The sequence below is a fragment of the Methylocapsa palsarum genome (assembly GCF_900114285.1).
GTDB lineage: Bacteria > Pseudomonadota > Alphaproteobacteria > Rhizobiales > Beijerinckiaceae > Methylocapsa > Methylocapsa palsarum.
Map to the genome: position 1 here is coordinate 170,997 of NZ_FOSN01000002.1, position 20,987 is coordinate 191,983.

Genomic DNA, 20,987 nt, shown 5'->3' on the forward strand with positions numbered 1-20,987 from the left:
GGTCTCAGCCATCGAAATCGTCCCGCCAGGATAATATTCGATAGGGTTCCGGACCGTCTTCCAGAATTAAGAGGACAAGTTCGGCGTTTACGCGGCGGCCCTGATCGAGCACGGCGTGGATTTGCGCGCGGGTCGCTTTCCGACTTTCCATTGCGACGCTGGCGCGGGCCTCTCCAAGTAAAGACTGTATCACACGGGGATCGGTGGGGACGCGAACTTTCAGGATTTCGGCGACAATGTCCGGACTGATGTGAGGAAGGGAGGAAAGCACTGTCGCCTCCGCCACATTGGCGTCGATCTCGGCGCGTCCGTTGAACACCGTCACCAGCGGAAGCGCCTTTTCGACAATATCCGGGGGCAATCCGGCCACAAGCCGCAGTTCCGCCGAATCCTGAAACGGCGCCTGCCGCGGCCCGTAGCTTAACCCGGCGCTTCGGTAGATCGTGGTCTCGTCGAACTGTTCGCCGCTTTGGGATTTCTTACGCCAGCCAATGACGCGCTCGGCGTAATAAGCCGATTTGGAGGGCGGCGCCCCAAGCGCCGAGAACAGCCCGGACAGGATTTCCTTTTTCGCAGCATTGAGGTCGATCCGGGCGCCCTCGGACAGGAATTCCACAGAAACTTCCGCGCGGCCGAGCTGGAATTTAAACCTTCCCGACGTGGGCCGGTTCGCCGGTTCCGCTCCAAGCAGCTGGTAGGCCGTCAGTTCGGCGCCGGCCCAGATCGCCGCCTCGACGCGCAATCTGTCATCGCCGATGCGTGAGGCGACTGCGGCGTTTGTGACGTAAACGGCGTAAATCGAAACGAGGGCCGCAAGCGCGGCCAATATCCAGAGCACGGCCACGACGATGAAGCCTTCGGCTCCGGTCCTCCGGCGAAATGGTCTGAACCGCATCATGGGCGCCCGCTTCCGGTCAAAATTGCGCGCCGCCCGACGCCGGCGGAGGACGCGAACTCTCGAGCTCCCGTACGCACCCCCATGACGAGTTCGCGCCGACGCAATCGGCCGGCGCCCCGACGTGAACAAGCGACGCCGCGGAAAAAGCGACAATCTCGCCGGAGTTCGAATTGTGAACGGTGACTCGAACGATCATCGGCAAGTCGCTCCCGGTCCAGTTTTCCCGCCATATCCTGTCCCGTCCGGCGTAAGCGAACGAAACCTTCAACGGAGCCTTCACCAGATTGACCGCGCCGGAGAATTTAAAGCCTTCCGAGGCCGCCGTGTCCGGGAGCGCCGGGGTGAAGGCCGCCGCTTCGCGAACGAGGCCTTCGCCGTCGGCCTCGTCCCGCAGACGGACCACTTCGAGCTCTCCTTTGGAATTGGGGCCGATGGCCGATCGCACAAACGTTACGGAGGACGTCGTCCCCTGGTAGACAATCTGCTTTGGCTGAAGGGTCGTGGAGATATATTCGGCGGCGGCGAGGTCGGCGACGGCGCGGCTGAGGCCAAGTTGGAGCGCCTCCATCTTCTGGAGGCGAAAAAATCCGGCTTTCCAATTGGGAATCCATTGCCCGGTCACGCTGGCGAGCGTCGTCAGAATGACGCCAAGGAGCGCCAGAGCGACCAGGACTTCGATCATCGAGAAGCCGGCTTCAGATCGACGATGGCGTGGGTCCGCCCGGGTCGATCCGGCAGGGTGCGGCGATTTGTTCAAGGGGCCCTCGAGGCGAGGGACGTCATGGGCGTCCCAGTCGCGCGCGACGTCATGGGCGCCCCGGTCATGCGCGAGACCGCCGGCCCGGACCGCAGGGGACAAGCATGGGACAAGTCATTCCAATATCCGCGCGCGCCACAAAAATGCACAACTCTAGCTCCAATGAATATATAGATTGGATTTATGGTTTCCGCCTGTTTTTTGGGGCTGGAAGTGGATTTCCAGAGTGTCCGATCGCCGCAAACGTCAAGCTAAAAATAAAAAAGTCCTATTATTTCATGGTGTTAAAAAAATGTAAGAGGATGTGTGAGGTCCATGGCTGACACATTGCGCGGGGGCGGACGCAGGTCCGGACGGGATCATGGACCGGTCTGGAACGATTTTCGAACTTGCTACTTGACCGTTACCTTATAAACGGGAGCTGAAACATCTGTAATATCTGGAGGATTTTCAGTGATGCGGAAATGTGGCAAAAAATGCCGTCCGCCACTCAAAGGTTTCGATCTCCGGCGGCTAGGCTGAGTTTGTGATCCGGTTTTTTAGGCGAGTTCCTCTCTGCCGCGTTCTTTCGAAGGCGGGGCTATTTGCTATGGCCGCCCTGTCGCTCGCGGCGTGCGGCGGCATGACCCCGCTCGGGGTCGGAGGCAATGAGGCGCCCGATGCGATGGACCGGGTTCGGGGCACGGATCTTTCACCGCGATTTCCCCAGCCGCTGGAGAATGTCAACACGGGATCGTCCTCTCCCGATCGCGCGCAGGTCTATTATGGAAGCCAGCAACCGCCGGCAGGGACAACGGTCTCTGGCGCCGGTTCGGTTGGAAAAGGCGAGGGCGTCGACCTTAATTTCGAAAATACCCCGGTGACGACGGTTGCGAAGGTCATTCTCGGCGACATCCTTGGCGTCGGCTATTCGATCGACCCCAGGGTGCAGGGTTCGATCAGCCTGTCCTCGGGCCGCGCGATCCCGAAATCACGGCTGTTGTTCGTCCTCGAGAGCGCCTTGCGGACGAGCAACGCGGTGCTGGTTCACGACGCGGGCGGCTACCGCATCGTTCCATCCGAGGACGCGGCCGGAAGCGGCGGAGTCGATAACGCTTCCAGCCATAGTCAGGAGCCCGGCTATGGGCTGACCGTCATCCCTGTGCAGCATGTTTCCGTGCCGACCATCATGAAGCTGCTGGACGGTTTCGCGACCAAGGCGGGCGCGATCCGCGCGGATTCGTCGAGCAATCTCATTCTCGTCGTCGGCAGCGGGATCGAGCGCCGTTCAGCCGTCGACACGGTTCTGAGCTTCGACGCTGACTGGATGAGGGGCCAATCCGTCGGCATCTTCCCGGTGCGCAATACGGCGCCCGAGCCTTTGATCGCCGAACTTGAGAAAATCCTCGACTCGGGCGAATCCGGCCTCAGCCAAAATCTCGTCAAGTTCCAGCCGATCAGCCGTCTCAACGCGGTCCTCGTCGTCGCCCGCAAGCCCGAATTGCTGCGGGCCGCCGAGACATGGATCACCCGCCTCGACGGCTCTTCGGCGGCGAGCACCGGAGTCAAGGTCTATAAGGTCCGCTATGGCGACGCGCGGCAGATCGCCAAATTGCTCAACAATCTGTTCATTGGCGGCAGCGGCGGCGACGCCTCGAGCGATCTCGCCCCGGGAAGCGGATCGGCGTCTCTCAGCTCTCCCGAGCGCCTTGCGCAATCCCAGGGCGGAGGACTTGGCGGTTCGTCGAGCGGATCTGGCGGCGGATCCGGCGGCGGATCTGGAGGCCTTTCCGGAGGCGGCGCGAGCGGCGGACTTGGCTCAGGCGGGCTTGGTTCCGGGTCCGGGAGCGGATCGGGAAGCTCCGGGGGTCTCGGGCAGTCGCAGGGATCGTCTTTTGGATCCGTTTCCGGTCCAGGCGGCTTCGGCGGCTCATCTTCCGGCGGCGATTCAGGCTTCGGCGGTTCGGGCGGAGGAGGCAAGGCGATCCTTCAGGGCGTCCGGATCATGGCCGACGTCCCCAACAATTCGGTCGTCATCTATGCGAACCAGGCCAGTTACAAGGTCATCGAACGGGCGCTGAATCAGCTCGACCGGCCGCAGCTGCAGGTCGGGATCGAACTGACCATCGCCGAGGTCACGCTCACTGACCAGCTCAATTACGGCGTTCAGTTCTTCCTCGGCCACACGCTCGGCGGGGCGTACACCAATTCGGGTTCGATAGCGGCGTCGAACTCGCAGACGCTTCCCGCGCAGCCGAGCGTTCCGGGGTTCAACCTCCTGATCGGCTCGCTTTTGACGCCGCATGCGGTGATCAGCGCCTTGCACGAATATACCGACGTCAAGGTTCTCTCGAGCCCGTCCCTCGTCGTCGTCGACAATCAGGTGGCGACGCTTCAGGTCGGCGATCAGGTGCCGATCCAGACCGGATCGGCCAATGTTCTGAACACGGCGAACAGTTCGAGTAACGTCATCGCCAATACGATTGATTACAAGAACACGGGCATCATCCTGCGGGTGCAGCCGCGGATCAATTCAAACGGCAACGTTCTGCTCGACGTCGAACAGGAGATCAGCAATCAGACCGTGGCGACGACGACTTTGGGACCGACCTTCTCCACCCGAAAGGTGAAAAGTTCGATCCTCGTCGCCAGCGGCCAGACGGTCCTGCTCGCGGGCTTGATTCAGGATAAGGGAGGTCAGACCAAGGACGGAATCCCGCTCCTTGACCAGATTCCCGTGTTCGGGAATGCGTTCAACAGCAATGCGCAGAGAAACATCAACCGAACCGAGTTGATCATCTTCATCCGCCCGCAAATCATCCGGGACGGCGTCGACGCCTCGAATGTCGCCGAGGAATTGCGGGCGAAATTGCGCGGCGACAAGGTCGGTTCCGTCGTCCCGCTGGGCGCGGTCGTTCCCAATCCGCCAAGAGCGCTTCAGTGAGCGGCGCCGTTTCGCATCCGGCCACTTCGGTTCATCCGCCGCGGACCAGGCTCTTTGCTTTGATCGCGGTCGTTTCCGTCTGCACCGGCGTCGCCTTGAGCGTTACGCTTGTTCCGCCGCCGGAAAGCCTGTTCGGCGCCGCGCTGGCGGCGCTGATGATTTTGGTCGCGATCATCGATGCGCGAACCTTCCTTATTCCGAACGAACTCAATCTCTGCGCTCTTCTGCTTGGCCTCGCCGCCGCCGGGCAGCGCTCGCCGCTGATTGCGGAAAGCGTCCTGATGGCGGCTGCCAGAGGAGCAATCCTCGCCGCCGCGTTCTTTGCCCTGGCCGAAATCTACCGGCGGCTTCGCGGGCGTGACGGAATCGGTTTGGGCGACGTCAAGCTCGCGGCTGTCGCGGGGGTCTGGCTCGATTGGCCGTTTATGCCGGTCGCGGTCGAGATCGCGGCCCTTTCAGCCCTTGCGGCCTATGGAATCGGCCGGTTTATCCTTCGCCTTCCCCTCCGGGCGGATGCGACATTGCCGTTCGGTCTGTTTTTCGCCCCGGCGATTTGGGTGGGTTGGCTTCTGCAAAATGCGTTTTTCGATTTTTAGCCCGGGCTTGCGCGAAGCCGCTTCGGCGTCTGACGCTTGGAGCCTGAAGCCTGAAGCCTGGAGCTGAGGGGAAAGACTGGAGCAAAGGGAAAGAAGACGCCGATGATTGAGGCCATTCAGAGCAAACGTCAGGCTCCCGTTACGTTGGAGCGCAATTCCCGCCTCACGCCCTACTTGCTCCGCCGAGCAACGATGGCGATCGCGCTTGGTTTCATTGCTTTGTTCGGTCTTTTGAGTCCCGCCGCGGCCGACCGGTTGGTCGACGGCAAAAGGGCGTTCGACGCCCATAATTACGTCCGGGCGTCCGAAATTTTCCTCGATATGGCCGCGGTCGGCGATCCGCAGGCGCAAACATATCTCGGCTATATGTACGCCAACGGCAAAGGCGTACCGCAAAACTACGTTGTTTCGGCGGCCTGGTACCGATGCGCCAGCCAGCAGGGCGTACCGACCGCGCAGTACATGCTCGGCCTGATGTATGACAAGGGTCAGGGCGTGCCGCAGGACTATGTCACAGCCTATGCGCTGGTGAACCTCGCCGTCGCGGGAGCAGGCCGGGAGAGGGAGCATTGGGCGATAATCCGGGACGCCCTTCTGTCGAAATTGACCCTCAACGAGCGGCTGCGTTCGCAGGAGATGGCCTTTGCGGGCACTCCGCAGGTTCCGTGTCTTCCCATGGTCACGGGTTTTGGTCCGTGAGGACCGTTGCTTCTTTCACACGCTCCGGCAGATAGAGGGTCGGGATGGCCAATCCTGCCGAAGGGGCTTTGACACTTTGGCGGGCCGTGGAATATAGAGCTGGCGGACGAGGAAGCCGGACGCTGATGCGGGTGTAGCTCAATGGTAGAGCAGCAGCCTTCCAAGCTGAATACGAGGGTTCGATTCCCTTCACCCGCTCCATTTTTTTCTCCAGTTCCGGCGTTTCCTCCGGTTCCCGTCCTTTCGTTGGATGCTGCGCTTTCGTCTGCTTCGCCGATCGGTTTTGACCCCCGCCGGAAGCAAAAATCGGATTTGTTGGCGAAAAAGCAGTTTGCATGTCGGCAGTGACAAATCCGATTAATGAAGGATCGATCCGGAAGCCCGGAACCGCAATGGCGGCGGCGCTTTTCGTTCTCTTTCCTCCCGGCTGCCCCGCGCTGGCGCAGACGGCGGCGAACCTTGCTTCGCCCGGAGCCGGTCACGTGCAGGCGCCGGGGTTCGATCAGCCATCGATCGCGCCGACCCTTCCTGGCCTTGACAGCTTCAAGCAATCGCTGCTCGACCGTGGGGTCAACTTCCAGCTGAACTATATCGGCGACGCCTTCGGCAACGCCACAGGCGGCGTCCAGCAGGGAGCGACCTATCAGAGCGTTCTTGAAATGGCGATCGACGTGAATCTGGCCGCTGTCGGGCTGGACGGCGCGACGTTTCGCGTCAACGCTTATGAAATCAACGGCCTCAACCTCTCGGCCTACAATCTGTTCAACCTGGCGACGATCTCCAGCATCGGGGCACGGCCGGAACCCCGGCTTTACGAACTCAGGTTCGAACAGCAGTTTTCGGACTGGGGATCAATCCGCATCGGTCAGCTCGCGGTCGACAACCAGTTCTTCGTCAGCGATCTCGCCGGGCAATTCGTCAACAATAGTTTTGGCTGGCCGGCGATCACTGCGGCGAACCTCCCAAGCGGCGGCCCGGCCTATCCGCTGACGACGCCCGGAATTCGCCTGAAATTCACGCCCACCGAGCAATTGGCGATTCTGGCGGGGATTTACGACGGCGATCCGGCCGGCGCCGGGTTCACGGGTCTCCAGGAATTCAAAAATCCGAATGGAGCGAATTTCCGCGTTCAGGACCCTCCTCTGGTGATGGGCGAGATTCAGTACAAACACGACCAGGGCGCGGCCTCGAAGGGGCTCGCGGGGACCGCGAAGTTTGGCGTCTGGGGTCATTTCGGCAATTTCAACGACCAGCACTACAGTTTTGACGGCAAGTCCCTCGCCGATCCAAACAGCAACGGCAAGGCGCTCGTCCAGCACGGCGACTCGGGAGTCTACGCCGTCGTCGATCAGATGCTCTGGCGGCTGCCGGATTCAACGGATCCGCTCAAGGGGATCGGCGCTTTCGCCCGAATCTCGCTCAGTCCGTCCGATCGCAATCTTGTCGAGTTCTACGCCGACAGCGGGCTTTTGTTTTCCGGCCTGACGCCCAACCGGCCTGATGATTATTTCGGTCTGGCCGCCGCGTTTATGAAGATGTCTTCAGCCGTGCGGCAACTGGATTTCGATCAGGCCCGGTTCGGCGGCGCGCCTGTGCCAGCGCGCGATTACGAACTCGTCGCGGAACTCACCTATTCAGCGCAAATCATTCCGGGATGGACGATTCAGCCTGATTTTCAATATGTCTTCCATCCGGGCGGCGACACGATAGACCCGCGCAACCCGTCGCTTGGAAGGATTCCCGACGCGGCCGTTTTCGGATTGCGCACCATGATCCGGTATTGACAAAGCCGCGCCCGCGGCCCTGGCGCGAGGAAGCCGAACCAGAGTCAAAAGCTTGAGCATATTCATGTCGATGGGATGGATTCAATCCGATCGGAACATGCTCTAGCCTTCGGTGATATCCATTCCGCCGGTGGCCAGGAATTTTTCAAGCCAATGGATGTCGTAAAGGCCGTTCTGGATATCGGCGTTGCGCACCAGCGTCTGAAACAGCGGAATTGTCGTATCGATCCCGTCGATGATGAACTCGTCGAGGGAGCGGCGCAGGCGCATCAGCGCCTCGTTGCGCGTCCTTCCGTGCACGATGAGTTTGCCGACCAGCGAATCGTAGGTCGGCGGTATCGTGTAGCCGCCATAGACGGCGCTGTCGACGCGCACGCCAAGTCCGCCGGGAGGATGATAATAGGCGATCGTACCGGGGGAAGGCCGGAAGGTCGCCGCGTTCTCGGCGTTGACCCTGCATTCGATGGCGTGGCCGCTGATCGTAATGTCGTCCTGCGTCAGGGTGAGAGGCGATCCGGCGGCGATCTTGATCTGTTCGTTGACGAGGTCGACCCCGGTGACCATTTCCGTCACCGGGTGCTCGACCTGAATGCGCGTATTCATTTCGATGAAATAGAATTGCCCGTCCTCGTAAAGGAACTCGATGGTGCCAAGCCCCGCATAGCCGAGCTTGCGCATCGCAGCCGCGCAGATTTCGCCGATCTCGAAGCGCTGCGACGAATTCAGGGCCGGGGAGGGGCATTCCTCCCAGACCTTCTGATGGCGCCGTTGAAGGGAGCATTCGCGCTCTCCGAGGTGGATCGCCTTGCCTGCACCGTCGCCCAGAACCTGAACTTCGATATGGCGCGGCTTCTCGAGGTATTTTTCAAGGTAGACGGAATCGTCTCCAAAGGCCGCCTTGGACTCGATCCGGGCGGTCTCGAGCGCGACGGACAGTTCGTCCGCGCTCCTCGCGACCTTCATGCCGCGCCCGCCGCCTCCGGCGGAGGCCTTCACGAGGACCGGATAGCCAAGCTCCTTGGCGACGGATATCGCTTCGCTGTCTTCCTTGATCGCGCCGGCCGAGCCGGGAACGCAGGGAATTCCAAGCCGGGTCACGGTGCGCTTGGCTTCGATCTTGTCGCCCATGATGCGGATATGTTCGGGCTTGGGCCCAACGAACGCGATGTGATGATCGGCGAGAATTTCCGCAAAGCGCGCATTCTCGGCAAGAAATCCGTAGCCCGGATGCAGAGCCTCCGCGCCGGTGATCTCGCAGGCCGCGAGCAGGGACGGAATATTCAGGTAGGAATCGCGCGCGGGCGGCGGTCCGAGGCAGACGGATTCGTCGGCGAGCTTGACATGCATCGCCTCGGCGTCCGCGGTCGAGTGCACGGCGACCGTTGCGATGCCAAGCTCCTTGGCGGCGCGCAGAATCCGGAGGGCGATCTCGCCGCGATTGGCGATCAGGATTTTGTCGAACATAATCAGATCACCAGGTGCGCGGAATCATCAGGTGCGCGAAATCATATTGCGCGGAATCATATAAGGCGCGCGGCTTCATTCGATGACGAAGAGCGGCTGACCATATTCCACGGGCTGGCCGTCTTCGACGAGCACGCCGACGACGACGCCGCTTCGGGGCGCGACGATTTCGTTGAAGGTTTTCATCGCTTCGACGAGGAGGATCTTGTCGCCGGCCTTCACGATCGAGCCGACTTCGACGAATGGCGGACTTTCCGGCGACGCGCGCAGGTAGGCCGTGCCGACCATCGGCGACTTGACCGCCCCCGGAGCGTCCGCCGCAGAGGCCTTCGTCGGGATGGGCGCGGCGGCGACTGGAGCCGGAGCAAGCGGCGGCGGAGCCGAAGCCACGAGCTGGCGCGCGACGCGAATCTTGAGATCGCCTTGGGCGACTTCAATTTCGGTTAATCCCGCCCGCGTCATGATCTTGGCTAAGGCTTCGACGAGATCAATATCCACAGCGCCAGAAGCGGCGCTTTCGGTTTCGTTTTCGGCCGGCTTTGGCCCGGTATATTTCATTTTGTTAAACTTTCACTGTCCGTCCCGCCGGCGAGAATCGCTTCAAGGGCGAGATCATAAGATAAAGCCCCGAACCCCAGAATGACGCCTTCCGCGACAGGGGCAATGAAGGAATGGCGGCGAAAACGCTCCCGGGCGTGAACGTTTGAAAGATGAACCTCGATGACCCGCGCCCTCGCGCCCTTGATGGCGTCGTGAAGAGCAATCGACGTATGGGTGTAGGCGCCCGCGTTCAGGATCACCGGCTCGCCGGCGAGTCCGGCGTCCTGCACCCAGTTCACGAGATCGCCTTCATTGTTGCTTTGACGAAAGTTCAACGTGACGCCTCGGTTCCTGCACGTCGCCGACAAGCGGGCTTCCAGCGCAGCGAGAGTCGTCGCCCCATAGATATCGGGCTCTCTGATTCCGAGAAGATTGAGATTCGGGCCGTTGAGGACGTGGACAACATTCATGTGCGGTGCAGTGGAGGGCCTTCCAAGAGGTTTCCATAGCCGGGATCGATGAGCAATGAAAGCCTCAGCGGCCTCCGCCATCGAAAAACTTGATCGAGAGCGGCGTCATCAGGCTGGCGAAAGCCGCTTTCGTCCTTGCGGAAACAGACCCCGCATCCGCCTTGCGAAACAGACCGCGCTTTAACGCAAACGTGTTGTTCGCCGGGCGATCGTCACACTTTCAACCGGTCGAACGCCGGGTTATATATCCCGCCTTTTCAAGAATCGCTTTCCGTTTCGAATTTGGAGTAGAGACGCCATGCCGTCTGATGCGACGCTTAAACCCGAGCGGCTTGCCGGACGCTGGAGCACCGTCGATCCGGCCGGGTCATGCCGATCGGCCCTGCATCGCGAGCCGTTCCTGCTCCGGCACAATCTCTCAGAAAACCCGCTTTTTTCGTTCGAGGCGCTTGGCGCCTTGGCTGACGAATGGTCGAAGCGGCCGGTCGTCGAAGCTGGCCGCCCGAACGTTCATATGGATTCGGGCAACGTGTCCCATTCGGACCAGCCATTCAAAGGCAAGACGCCGGAGATCCCGGCGAAGGAAGTGGTCAAGCAGATCGACACGGCGAATGCGCTGGTGATCCTCCAGCACCTCGAAGCTCACCCCGATTACAAACCGCTTCTCGACGAGTTCAAGGAGTTTCTTCGCGATCTCGGCGGGCCCGAGGTCGAGGACTTTTTGCCTCGACACAATTTTCTCGTTTTCATTACGTCGCCGCGTCGGAAAACGGGTTATCATTTCGATGAGGAAATCAACTTTCTCATGCAGGCGCATGGGGAGAAGCATGTCTGGGTTTGCGATCCGCTGAACCGCGAAACCTCGCCGGATGAAAGTCTTGAACGCGAATATAGCGGCGACATTTATTCGGCGAAGTTCAAACCGGAATTCGAAAAATCCGCGACAAAATTCGTCCTTTCGCCGGGCGACGCCGTGCATATCCCGACCCATGGCGCCCATTGGATCGAAACCGGCGACAAGCCTTCGGTATCGGTCAGCATGTATTTCAGGTTTCCGGCCTCGAAACACGCCAATGTCTACAAGTTCAATCGCTATTTGCGCCGGCTTGGCTTTGCGCCGCGGCCGCCGGGCCAGTCGGTTCTGATTGATCGTGCGAAACAGGGCGTCATCGCTTCGCTGCAGCAGGTAAAACATTTGGTCAAGCGAGGAAACTGAGCCGCCCGGCAGGCCCGACTGGTCGGCCCCTTAAAAGCGGCGCCGCTGATAAGATCTGCGCGGCCTTTCGGCGCGCGCTCGTAGGATTTTCCCACACTTCATAGTCTCTCGCCGCCGGCGCATCCGCGCCTTAAACGCCTGCTCGGCCTTTCCCGATCCCAGGCAAGCGGGCGCGACCTCTGAATCTGAATAACATCATCAGTTATATAACAACAATCATAATAATAGTATTATTATGATTCATTTTAGTAATTGAGCGATCTAACCGTAATCACGATTGAATTGATTGCGCGGTATATTGAAAAAATAAGAGGAAGTGGTACGATTGTGGCGAGTTTGTGGCTTTTTTCTGATTTGTAGCGAATGTTTACATGAAACAATTACGGTTGGATCAGCCAAGCGCTGACGTTAACGATGTTTTCCATGGCGATGTCTTCAATGACGATGTTTTCGACGATGCGTTGCGTTTGAATGCGCAATGGATCGGGCGCAAGCCGTTTTTGGTTGGTCATAACCTTGCGGGAAGTGATCTTTTTCAATTGCCTCGCCTGCGAGAAGCGGCGCGGGCGATTCTCGCACGAGAGGAGTCCGGGTTCGCCAAGGACGCCGAGCTTTCATTGCCTCGTTGGAAACCGGCGTACGCCGAGACGCAGCGGCTTTCGAAGGCGCAGAAGCTCGAAAAGATGTTCGATGAACTTGAGGCGGGGACCCTGACGGCCGCGTGCAAGATCTCGGCCTTGAATGAGGTTGATCCGGCCTATGATGCGGTTTTGCGTTCGGCGGTCCGTCAATTTGCTGGCGACGCCGGCATAAGGCTTGAGGACGTCACCTGGTCGATTCTCACGGTGTTCATCACCGCCCCTCGTTTGCCGACCCCCTTTCACGGCGATTTCGAGCAAAACTTCCTGCTCCAGATCCAGGGCGAAAAGGAGGTCCGGCTCTACGATCGGGAGAACCGCCGGTTCTTTCCACAAGACGCGATCGAAGGGCTTTGCAAGGGAGATCCGCTGGCCGCGCCTTTCGACGAAGCCTTCAGCGACATGGGGACCTTGTTCCACATCAAGCCGGGAGTTGGCGTCCACCATCCGCTGGCCGCGCCGCACTCGGTCACGAATGGCGACTCTGTGTCGATCAGCGTGGCCATAGCTTTCTGCACAAAGGAGATCGACGATCTCTCGCGCGTCCATCAGGCCAATCTTTTCTTACGCAGCGTCGGGCTGCGGCCGCCTTTTCCCGATCTTTCGACCCGGCGGGACCGGATGAAGGCCGCTTTCTTCCGGGTGATTTCAGGCCCCCGGGATTCCTGCTCCGCCTTGTCTCGCGGCTACGCGCGGCTGACATGGCCGGCTCGCTTCGTCAGAGACGAGATCCGGAAACTCCGGGCCGCTCGACCGGGTGGCCAAAATCCGAGCCCGATTTGAACTCGCGCTCAAAAAAACGAGGCGAAAGCAGGTTCCGGCCGTGAGCGGCGACGCGGCGAATTTTGCTCTTTGCCTTTTTTGCCTGCTTGATTAAACTTGTGTGACTGGATTATATGATCCGAAATGTGGCGCGTGGCCTTGCGGTTGCGCGCCCTGATTTTTTTAGGCCGCCGGGCAGTCGCCGGCGCGAGGTTCTCGAAAATGGCGAATCCTTTCCAATTCCTACAGGAAGTCCGCGCGGAAGCAGGCAAAGTCACCTGGCCGACGCGCAAGGAGACCATGACCACCACGTTCATGGTCATTCTCATGGTGATTTTCGCCAGTCTTTTCTTCGTCGCGGTCGACCAGGGCCTGAGGCTGATCGTTTCCCTGATCCTAAGGATCGGGCATTGAGTCTCAGTGCAGGAAGGTTGCGGGACGCCCCGATGAGCATGCGCTGGTATATCGTTCACGCTTATTCGAACTTTGAAAAAAAGGTCGCCGAATCGATCAAGGAACAGGCCGCGCAGCGTGGACTCGCCGCGAAATTCGAGGAAATCCTGGTTCCGACAGAACAGGTCGTCGAAATCCGGCGCGGGAGGAAAATCAATTCCGAGCGCAAGTTTTTCCCCGGATATGTGCTGGTCAAGTGCGACCTTTCGGACGACATCTATCATCTGATCAAGAACACGCCGAAAGTGACCGGATTTCTCGGCGCCGACAAAAAGCCGATGCCGATCTCCGACAGCGAGGCCGAGCGGATCAAGGGGCAGGTGGCCGAGGGCGTCGAGCGGCCCAAGGCGTCGATCACGTTCGAAATCGGCGAAACCGTCCGCGTCGCCGACGGGCCCTTCGCCTCCTTCAACGGAATCGTCGAGGATGTCGACGAGAGCCGGTCGCGGGTCAAGGTCGCGGTGTCGATCTTCGGCCGCGCGACGCCCGTCGAACTGGAATTCGCCCAGGTGGAGAAGACCTGAGGCGTAAACTCGGGCCGGGCTGTCCCGGAACCGATCAATCGGAACGGATATGTCCGTTCCGCTTACGAACGTGGGAGACGGGTCCGGCGCGCCAAGCCGGAGCGCCCGTCGCGACCACGACCGCAACCGCCGCGCCCGTCGGGCCGGTCTGTAGGGAGTTTGAACAATGGCGAAGAAGATCACAGGTTATGTGAAGCTTCAGGTGCCCGCGGGGTCGGCGAATCCGTCACCCCCGATCGGGCCCGCGCTGGGTCAGCGCGGCCTGAACATCATGGAATTCTGCAAAGCGTTCAATGCGAAGACCGCGCAGATGGAGAAGGGGACCCCGATTCCGGTCGTCATCACCGCGTTCGCGGACCGCTCTTTCACCTTCGAAATGAAATTGCCGCCGGTGTCCTATTTTCTGAAGAAGGCCTCGGGCGTCCAGTCCGGCTCGAAAACGACGGGACGCGGCTTCGTCGGCAAGATCACGAAGGCGCAGGTTCAGGAAATCGCCGAGAAAAAGCTTCCTGATCTCAATTGCGCCTCTGTCGAAGCCGCGATGGCGATGATCGAGGGTTCCGCCCGTTCCATGGGCCTTGAGGTAGTGGGGTAGGCAAGATGGCGCATATCGGGAAGCGCGTGGCCAAGGCCCGCGAAAACATCGACCGGATTAAACTTTATCCCGTCGCTGAGGCGATCAAGCTCGTCAAGGAGCGCGCCAACGCGAAATTCGACGAGACCGTCGAGATCGCGATGAATCTTGGCGTCGATCCGAAACACGCGGACCAGATGGTGCGCGGCGTGGTCAATCTGCCGAATGGGACGGGCCGCACCTTGCGGGTCGCGGTGTTCGCGCGGGGCGCCAAGGCGGATGAGGCCAAGGCGGCCGGGGCGGATGTCGTCGGCGCCGAGGAGCTCGTCGCCGTCGTGCAGGGCGGAACGATCGATTTCGACCGCTGCGTCGCGACGCCGGACATGATGCCGCTCGTCGGGCGGCTCGGCAAGGTGCTGGGTCCGCGCGGTCTGATGCCCAATCCGAAGGTCGGCACTGTGACCATGGATGTCGCCAGCGCGGTCAAAGCCTCGAAGGGCGGCGCAGTTGAATTCAGGGTCGAAAAGGCCGGGATCATTCAGGGCAGCGTCGGCAAGGCCTCGTTCGACGATGAAAAGCTGGCCGCGAACATCTCGGCTTTCGTCGACGCGGTGGCCAAGGCCAAGCCGCAGGGCGCCAAAGGAACCTATATTCAACGGGTGGCGATTTCGTCGACGATGGGGCCGGGGGTGAAGGTCGATCCGGCGACCATAACCTAGTCTTCGGCGCGAGGCGCCTGCTGCGGGCCTGCTTGACAAAAGCAAAAAAGTCGAAATGACCCTTGGCAGGCAAAAATTATTCGTTTAAGAAGGCTGTTCGGGGTTGAGCGGATTTGCAGTCCCGCACCCAATCATTTTCCGCGTCTGATTTCTCCCCTCCTGTGATCTCAGGTTTAAGGTTTGTCGGGCGCGGTGGATAGGCCGGAGGATAGGCGGCGACGCCTGTCCCCTCCGGTCTTGTCCTGTCCAAGACTGTCGGCGCATGGGCTTTTCATCGAGCCCGGGCTTAATTCACGCTCCAGGCCCTGGTCATTCGGGGCCGGCGCGCTGGGCCGGCATAGACGGGGTTTAAGAACCTGATTCTGGATTGCGGTCGGCTCGCCGGGCGCATCCTTCGATTTTGGTCGAATCCCTCTGTCCGGCGCGAGTTTTCGTTCCGGGGACAGGCACAGCGCCGCCTCCGATTGTGGGTCTTCGACTCATGGCCGGGGCGGCAATTGCAGCCCGCGGGCGTTAGCGCCCGCCAAGGAGATGGCACTGTGGACAGAGCGGAAAAGAAAGAATGCGTCGCGTCCTTGAACGAGGTCTTCAAAAAGACCTCGGTCGTCGTCGTCGCGCATTATTCCGGCTTGACCGTGGCTCAGATGCAGACTCTGCGCAAGCAGATGCGCGCGGCTGGCGCCACCGTTCAGGTCGCCAAGAACCGTCTCGTCAAGATCGCGCTCGATGGCTCTGACGTCGCTTCGATTTCAGGCCTGCTGAGGGGGCCGACCCTGATCGCTTATTCAGACGATCCGGTCGCTGCGCCCAAGGTTGCGGTGGCCTTCGCCAAGGACCACGACAAGCTTGTGATCCTCGGCGGCGCCATGGGGAAGACCGCCCTCAACGTGGACGCCGTGCGCTCGCTCGCGACGCTGCCGTCCCTGGACGAGTTGCGCGCCAAAATTGTCGGCCTCATTCAGGCGCCGGCGACGAAGCTCGCGCAACTCACCACCGCGCCGGCCGCCAAGCTCGCGCGCGTCGTGGCCGCTTATGCGGACAAGGACGCCGGCTGACGGGCGGACGGATCCGCGAAGGCGATATCTTGGCTGAACATCGAAATCTTGGCCGAACGTCATTGTATTGAGACCAATCGAAGACCAATCGAAGGAAATGAAAATGGCTAACCTGGAAAAGATCGTCGAGGACCTGTCGAGCCTTACGGTGCTCGAAGCTGCGGAACTCGCCAAGCTGCTCGAATCAAAATGGGGCGTATCGGCGGCTGCGGCCGTTGCGGTTGCGGCGGGCCCCGCTGGCGGCGCCGCGGCGGCGCCGGTCGAAGAGCAGACCGAATTCACTGTCATGCTGGCGTTAGTCGGCGACAAGAAGATCGAAGTCATCAAGGAAGTCCGCGCGGTGACGGGGCTTGGGCTCAAGGAAGCCAAGGATCTCGTCGAAGCCGCTCCCAAGGCCGTGAAAGAAGGCGCGACCAAGGAAGAAGCCGAAAAGATCAAGGCCGCCCTCGAGAAGGCCGGCGCGAAAGTCGAGCTTAAGTGACGCTACCCGATCGCTGTCGCGATCTTTTTTAAAAATATCAGCAGTCCCGCAGCCTCCGGTCGCGGGACTGAAGTTCGTTCTGGAAACTTAACAGAACTTCCGGAGCAGCGTTCGAGGCGATTTCGCCACGGCGCGAGGGTTGGGCTAACCCGGTCGTTGGCGACTGAGCTGGCGGCGAGGCTTATATCCGTGCGGGATATTCGCCATTTTGACGAGGTGCGAGGAGCGACATGGCTCATCATTCGGCGCAGAATTTCTCCGGCCGTAAGCGTATTCGTAAATTTTTCGGGCACATCCGCGAAGTCGCGGAAATGCCGAACCTGATCGAAGTCCAAAAAGCTTCCTATGACCAGTTTCTTCTCGTCGACGAGCCGGAAGGCGGACGTCCGGACGAGGGGCTTCAAGCCGTTTTCAAGTCCGTGTTTCCGATTTCCGATTTCGCAAGCACCGCTCTGCTCGAATTCGTCAAATACGAATTCGAGCCGCCGAAATACGACGTCGACGAATGCCGCCAGCGCAGCATGACCTTCGCTGCGCCGCTCAAGGTGACGCTCCGCCTCATCGTGTTCGACGTCGATCCTGACACCGGCGCGAAATCGGTCAAGGACATCAAGGAGCAGGATGTCTACATGGGCGACATCCCCCTGATGACGATGAACGGCACGTTCATCGTCAATGGGACCGAACGCGTCATCGTCTCGCAGATGCATCGTTCGCCGGGCGTTTTCTTCGATCACGACAAGGGAAAGAGCCACTCGTCGGGCAAGCTTTTGTTTGCGGCGCGGATCATCCCTTACCGGGGCTCGTGGCTCGACATCGAATTCGACGCCAAGGACATTGTCTACGCGCGGATCGACCGCCGCCGGAAGCTTCCCGCGACGTCGATCCTCTACGCCCTCGGAATGGACGGCGAGGAGATTCTCGGGACATTCTACAAATCCATCACCTACACGCGCGACGGCGAAGGCTGGCGCTTGCCCTTCGACGCCGAGCGGATGAAGGGTTTGAAGACCGTCGTCGATCTGCTTGACGCCGACACCGGCGAAGTCGTGCTTGAGGCCGGAAAGAAGCTGACCGTGCGCACGGCGCGCCAGCTCTCGGAGCGCGGCCTTAAATATCTGCGCGCCCAGGACGAGGATCTGCACGGTCAATATATCGCCTCGGATCTTTACAATCCCGTGACCGGCGAGATTTTCGCCGAGGCCGGCGACGAAATCAGCGCCAAATCCCTTGTCCTGCTGATCGAGGCCGGATTCGACGAGCTGCCTGTTCTCGATATCGACCACATCAACATCGGCCCCTATATCCGCAACTCGCTTTCGGTGGACAAGAACAGCTCGCGCGAAGAAGCCTTGTTCGACATCTACCGGGTCATGCGTCCGGGAGAGCCGCCGACGCTCGATTCCGCCGAGGCGATGTTCCACTCGTTGTTCTTCGATCCCGAACGCTACGATCTCTCGGCCGTCGGCCGGGTCAAGATGAACATGCGGATGGATCTCGATGCGGCCGACACGGTGCGGACGCTGCGCAAGGAGGACATCATCGCGGTGATGCGCGCGCTCGTCGACCTTCGCGACGGACGAGGCGAAATCGACGACATCGACCATCTCGGCAACCGCCGCGTGCGTTCGGTCGGCGAATTGATGGAAAACCAGTACCGGCTTGGCCTGCTGCGGATGGAGCGCGCCATCAAGGAGCGCATGTCCTCGGTCGATATCGATACGGTGATGCCGCAGGATCTGATCAACGCAAAACCCGCCGCCGCTTCGGTGCGGGAGTTCTTCGGCTCTTCGCAATTGTCGCAGTTCATGGATCAGACCAATCCGCTGTCCGAGATCACGCACAAGCGGCGTCTTTCGGCTCTTGGCCCTGGCGGTCTGACGCGCGAACGCGCCGGATTCGAAGTGCGCGACGTTCATCCCACCCATTATGGACGGATCTGCCCGATCGAAACCCCGGAAGGCCCGAACATCGGACTGATCAATTCGCTCGCGACCTTCGCCCGGGTCAACAAATATGGCTTCATCGAGGCTCCGTACCGCCGGATCAGGGATTGCCGCGTCACCGACGAGGTCGTTTATCTGTCGGCTATGGAGGAGAGCAAATATTACGTCGCCCAGGCCAACGCTCCCCTCGACGCGTCACAAGCGCTGACCGAGGATCTCGTTGTCTGCCGCCACGCCGGCGATGTCGTGATGGCGCCGCGCGAGCGCGTCGATTTCATGGACGTCTCGCCGAAGCAGCTGGTCTCGGTCGCCGCGGCGCTGATTCCGTTTCTTGAAAACGACGACGCCAACCGCGCGCTGATGGGCTCGAACATGCAGCGCCAGGCCGTTCCGCTTGTGCGGGCGGACGCTCCTCTCGTCGGAACCGGAATGGAAGCCATCGTCGCCCGCGATTCGGGCGCGGCCATCGCGGCGCGGCGGACGGGATATATCGATCAGATCGACGCGACCCGCATCGTCATCCGGGCGACCGAGGAGACCGACGCCGGCAAGCCTGGCGTCGACATCTACCGGATGATGAAGTTCCAGCGTTCGAACCAGTCGACCTGCATCAACCAGAAGCCGCTGGTTCGCGTCGGAGACTTCGTTCGCAAAGGCGACATCATCGCCGACGGCCCCTCGACGGACCTCGGCGACCTGGCGCTTGGCCGTAACGTCCTCGTCGCCTTCATGCCGTGGAACGGTTATAATTTCGAAGATTCGATCCTGCTCAACGAGCGGATCGTGAAGGACGATGTCTTCACCTCGATTCACATCGACGAATTCGAGGTGATGGCGCGCGACACCAAGCTTGGTCCCGAAGAAATCACCCGCGACATTCCGAACGTTTCGGAAGAGGCGCTGAAGAATCTGGACGAGGCCGGCATCGTCTATATCGGCGCCGAGGTTCAGGCTGGCGATATTCTCGTCGGCAAGATCACGCCCAAGGGCGAAAGCCCGATGACGCCGGAGGAAAAACTCCTCCGCGCCATTTTCGGCGAGAAGGCTTCGGACGTTCGGGACACGTCGTTGCGCGTCCCGCCGGGCGTCCAGGGCACGATCGTCGAAGTCCGTGTGTTCAACCGGCATGGCGTCGAGAAGGATGAGCGCGCGCAGGCGATCGAGCGCGAGGAGATCGAGCGGCTCGCCAAGGACCGCGACGACGAACTCGCGATTCTCGACCGCAACGTCTACGCCCGCCTCGTCGACGTTCTCGCCGGCCGGAAGGCGATCGCCGGACCCAAAGGGTTCAAGAAGGACACTGTGCTGACCAAGGAGATCATCGAGGATTTCCCGCGGTCGCAATGGTGGATGTTCGCGATCGAGAACGACCAGACGATGGCCGAACTCGAGGCGATGCGCAAACAATACGACGAAGCCAAGAAAGGGCTCGAAAGCCGCTTCCTTGACAAGGTCGAAAAGCTCCAGCGCGGCGATGAGCTCAATCCCGGCGTGATGAAGATGGTCAAGGTCTTCGTCGCCGTGAAGCGCAAGATCCAGCCCGGCGACAAGATGGCCGGTCGGCACGGCAACAAGGGCGTCGTTTCGAAGATCGTGCCGCAGGAGGACATGCCGTTCCTTGCGGATGGCCAGCCGGTCGACATCGTGTTGAATCCGCTTGGCGTGCCGAGCCGGATGAACGTCGGCCAGATTCTCGAGACTCATCTCGGCTGGGCCTGCGCGGGTCTTGGCAAGCAGGTCGGCGACACGGTCAATGCGTATCTGCGCAACCAGGACTCACAGCCGCTGCGCAAGAAGCTGATCGAGATCTACGACGCCGAAAAGCAGATCATGGCGCTCGGCGATGACGAAGTCGTCGAAATCGGCGAAAATCTTCGCCGCGGCGTTCCCATCGCGACGCCTGTGTTCGATGGCGCGCGGGAAAAGGACATCGTTGAAATGCTCGGCCAGGCGGGTCTTGATTCGTCGGGTCAGGTGACGCTGTACGATGGCCGCACCGGCGACGCTTTCGACCGGAAAGTGACGGTCGGATATATCTACATGTTGAAGCTGCATCATCTCGTCGACGACAAGATTCATGCGCGCTCGATCGGTCCCTACAGTCTGGTCACCCAGCAGCCTCTTGGCGGCAAGGCCCAGTTCGGCGGGCAGCGTTTCGGCGAAATGGAGGTCTGGGCGCTCGAAGCCTATGGAGCCGCCTACACGCTGCAGGAAATGCTGACCGTGAAATCCGACGACGTCGCCGGCCGCACGAAGGTCTACGAATCGATCGTGCGCGGCGACGACACGTTCGAGTCGGGCATTCCGGAAAGCTTCAACGTGCTCGTCAAGGAAATGCGCTCGCTCTGTCTCAACGTCGAACTGACGTCGACGACGAAGATCGCCGCGCCGCCGCCCGCGGAGGCGGCTGAGTAAACTTCAAAATGCGGAAGGGGCGCGGGCGGGCAGCCGTGACGCGCGCGCCCTGTCTAGTTTGAGAATTTCCGGC

Annotated in this window: 19 protein-coding genes and 1 tRNA gene; 14 read left to right on the forward strand and 6 right to left on the reverse strand. The window is 60.6% G+C overall.

The features are described from left to right. Nucleotides 1-4 precede the first annotated feature (4 nt). A complete protein-coding gene (locus BM177_RS03695; RefSeq protein ID WP_244532086.1) occupies nucleotides 5-898 on the reverse strand; it encodes a type II secretion system minor pseudopilin in 894 nt (297 codons plus the stop codon). 16 nt (nucleotides 899-914) lie between these two features. Then, nucleotides 915-1,757 (reverse strand): PulJ/GspJ family protein, encoded by an 843-nt coding sequence (locus BM177_RS03700; protein WP_091678151.1) that lies wholly within the window; start codon nucleotides 1,755-1,757, stop codon nucleotides 915-917. A 487-nt stretch (nucleotides 1,758-2,244) separates the two neighbouring features. Between BM177_RS03700 and gspD the strand changes: the two genes are divergently transcribed. From gspD to BM177_RS03725, 5 genes are all read left to right on the forward strand, one after another. Next, nucleotides 2,245-4,578 (forward strand): type II secretion system secretin GspD, encoded by a 2,334-nt coding sequence (gene gspD, locus BM177_RS03705; RefSeq protein ID WP_091678154.1) that lies wholly within the window; start codon nucleotides 2,245-2,247, stop codon nucleotides 4,576-4,578. After that, complete coding sequence (locus BM177_RS03710; protein ID WP_244532088.1) at nucleotides 4,575-5,174, forward strand: prepilin peptidase; 600 nt, start codon at nucleotides 4,575-4,577, stop codon at nucleotides 5,172-5,174. Before gspD ends, BM177_RS03710 begins: the two co-directional genes overlap by 4 nt. 102 nt (nucleotides 5,175-5,276) lie before the next feature. After that, nucleotides 5,277-5,873: a tetratricopeptide repeat protein gene (locus BM177_RS03715; RefSeq protein WP_091678158.1), complete on the forward strand. Its 597-nt coding sequence runs from the start codon at nucleotides 5,277-5,279 to the stop codon at nucleotides 5,871-5,873. Nucleotides 5,874-6,000: 127 nt separating this feature from the next. Then, nucleotides 6,001-6,074, forward strand: a tRNA-Gly gene (locus tag BM177_RS03720). Nucleotides 6,075-6,265: 191 nt separating this feature from the next. After that, nucleotides 6,266-7,657 carry a carbohydrate porin gene (locus BM177_RS03725; RefSeq protein WP_175492488.1) on the forward strand — a complete coding sequence of 464 codons (1,392 nt, stop codon included), beginning with the start codon at nucleotides 6,266-6,268 and terminating at the stop codon, nucleotides 7,655-7,657. 102 nt (nucleotides 7,658-7,759) lie between these two features. On the opposite strand, the gene accC is transcribed toward BM177_RS03725, so the two are convergent. The 3 genes from accC to aroQ all read right to left on the reverse strand — a co-directional run bounded on the left by accC (nucleotide 7,760) and on the right by aroQ (nucleotide 10,131). Then, nucleotides 7,760-9,121, reverse strand: a complete 1,362-nt coding sequence (accC, locus tag BM177_RS03730) for an acetyl-CoA carboxylase biotin carboxylase subunit (RefSeq protein ID WP_091678167.1) — start codon at nucleotides 9,119-9,121, stop codon at nucleotides 7,760-7,762. Nucleotides 9,122-9,196: 75 nt separating this feature from the next. After that, nucleotides 9,197-9,679, reverse strand: coding sequence for an acetyl-CoA carboxylase biotin carboxyl carrier protein (locus BM177_RS03735; RefSeq protein WP_091678171.1), 483 nt, complete (start codon nucleotides 9,677-9,679; stop codon nucleotides 9,197-9,199). After that, nucleotides 9,676-10,131, reverse strand: coding sequence for a type II 3-dehydroquinate dehydratase (gene aroQ / locus BM177_RS03740; protein WP_091678175.1), 456 nt, complete (start codon nucleotides 10,129-10,131; stop codon nucleotides 9,676-9,678). Before aroQ ends, BM177_RS03735 begins: the two co-directional genes overlap by 4 nt. Nucleotides 10,132-10,429: 298 nt before the next feature. Here aroQ and BM177_RS03745 point away from each other — a divergent pair, with 298 nt between their 5' ends. Further along, nucleotides 10,430-11,347, forward strand: a complete 918-nt coding sequence (locus tag BM177_RS03745; protein ID WP_091678178.1) for a cupin-like domain-containing protein — start codon at nucleotides 10,430-10,432, stop codon at nucleotides 11,345-11,347. Nucleotides 11,348-11,727: 380 nt separating this feature from the next. Here BM177_RS03745 and BM177_RS19930 read toward each other — a convergent pair whose 3' ends face one another. Continuing rightward, entirely contained in the window at nucleotides 11,728-11,886 is a 159-nt protein-coding gene (locus BM177_RS19930; RefSeq protein WP_175492489.1) for a hypothetical protein, read from the reverse strand. Here BM177_RS19930 and BM177_RS03750 point away from each other — a divergent pair, their 5' ends adjacent. The 8 genes from BM177_RS03750 to rpoB all read left to right on the forward strand — a co-directional run bounded on the left by BM177_RS03750 (nucleotide 11,887) and on the right by rpoB (nucleotide 20,914). Further along, the gene (locus tag BM177_RS03750) at nucleotides 11,887-12,768 is read left to right on the forward strand and encodes a hypothetical protein (RefSeq protein WP_139223502.1); all 882 of its coding nucleotides are present in this window, start codon (nucleotides 11,887-11,889) and stop codon (nucleotides 12,766-12,768) included. A gap of 201 nt (nucleotides 12,769-12,969) precedes the next feature. Continuing rightward, nucleotides 12,970-13,161, forward strand: a complete 192-nt coding sequence (gene secE, locus BM177_RS03755; RefSeq protein ID WP_091678774.1) for a preprotein translocase subunit SecE — start codon at nucleotides 12,970-12,972, stop codon at nucleotides 13,159-13,161. Between the two features lie 32 nt (nucleotides 13,162-13,193). Next, the gene (nusG, locus tag BM177_RS03760) at nucleotides 13,194-13,724 is read left to right on the forward strand and encodes a transcription termination/antitermination protein NusG (protein ID WP_091678184.1); all 531 of its coding nucleotides are present in this window, start codon (nucleotides 13,194-13,196) and stop codon (nucleotides 13,722-13,724) included. A gap of 166 nt (nucleotides 13,725-13,890) precedes the next feature. Then, nucleotides 13,891-14,319 (forward strand): 50S ribosomal protein L11, encoded by a 429-nt coding sequence (rplK, locus tag BM177_RS03765; protein WP_091678188.1) that lies wholly within the window; start codon nucleotides 13,891-13,893, stop codon nucleotides 14,317-14,319. Between the two features lie 5 nt (nucleotides 14,320-14,324). Further along, on the forward strand, nucleotides 14,325-15,017 hold the full coding sequence (rplA, locus tag BM177_RS03770) for a 50S ribosomal protein L1 (RefSeq protein ID WP_091678192.1): 693 nt from the start codon (nucleotides 14,325-14,327) through the stop codon (nucleotides 15,015-15,017). Between the two features lie 539 nt (nucleotides 15,018-15,556). Continuing rightward, nucleotides 15,557-16,072: a 50S ribosomal protein L10 gene (gene rplJ, locus BM177_RS03775; protein WP_091678778.1), complete on the forward strand. Its 516-nt coding sequence runs from the start codon at nucleotides 15,557-15,559 to the stop codon at nucleotides 16,070-16,072. Nucleotides 16,073-16,175: 103 nt separating this feature from the next. Next, a complete protein-coding gene (gene rplL / locus BM177_RS03780; protein ID WP_091678781.1) occupies nucleotides 16,176-16,553 on the forward strand; it encodes a 50S ribosomal protein L7/L12 in 378 nt (125 codons plus the stop codon). Nucleotides 16,554-16,783: 230 nt separating this feature from the next. Continuing rightward, the gene (rpoB, locus tag BM177_RS03785; protein ID WP_091678197.1) at nucleotides 16,784-20,914 is read left to right on the forward strand and encodes a DNA-directed RNA polymerase subunit beta; all 4,131 of its coding nucleotides are present in this window, start codon (nucleotides 16,784-16,786) and stop codon (nucleotides 20,912-20,914) included. Nucleotides 20,915-20,987 lie beyond the last annotated feature (73 nt).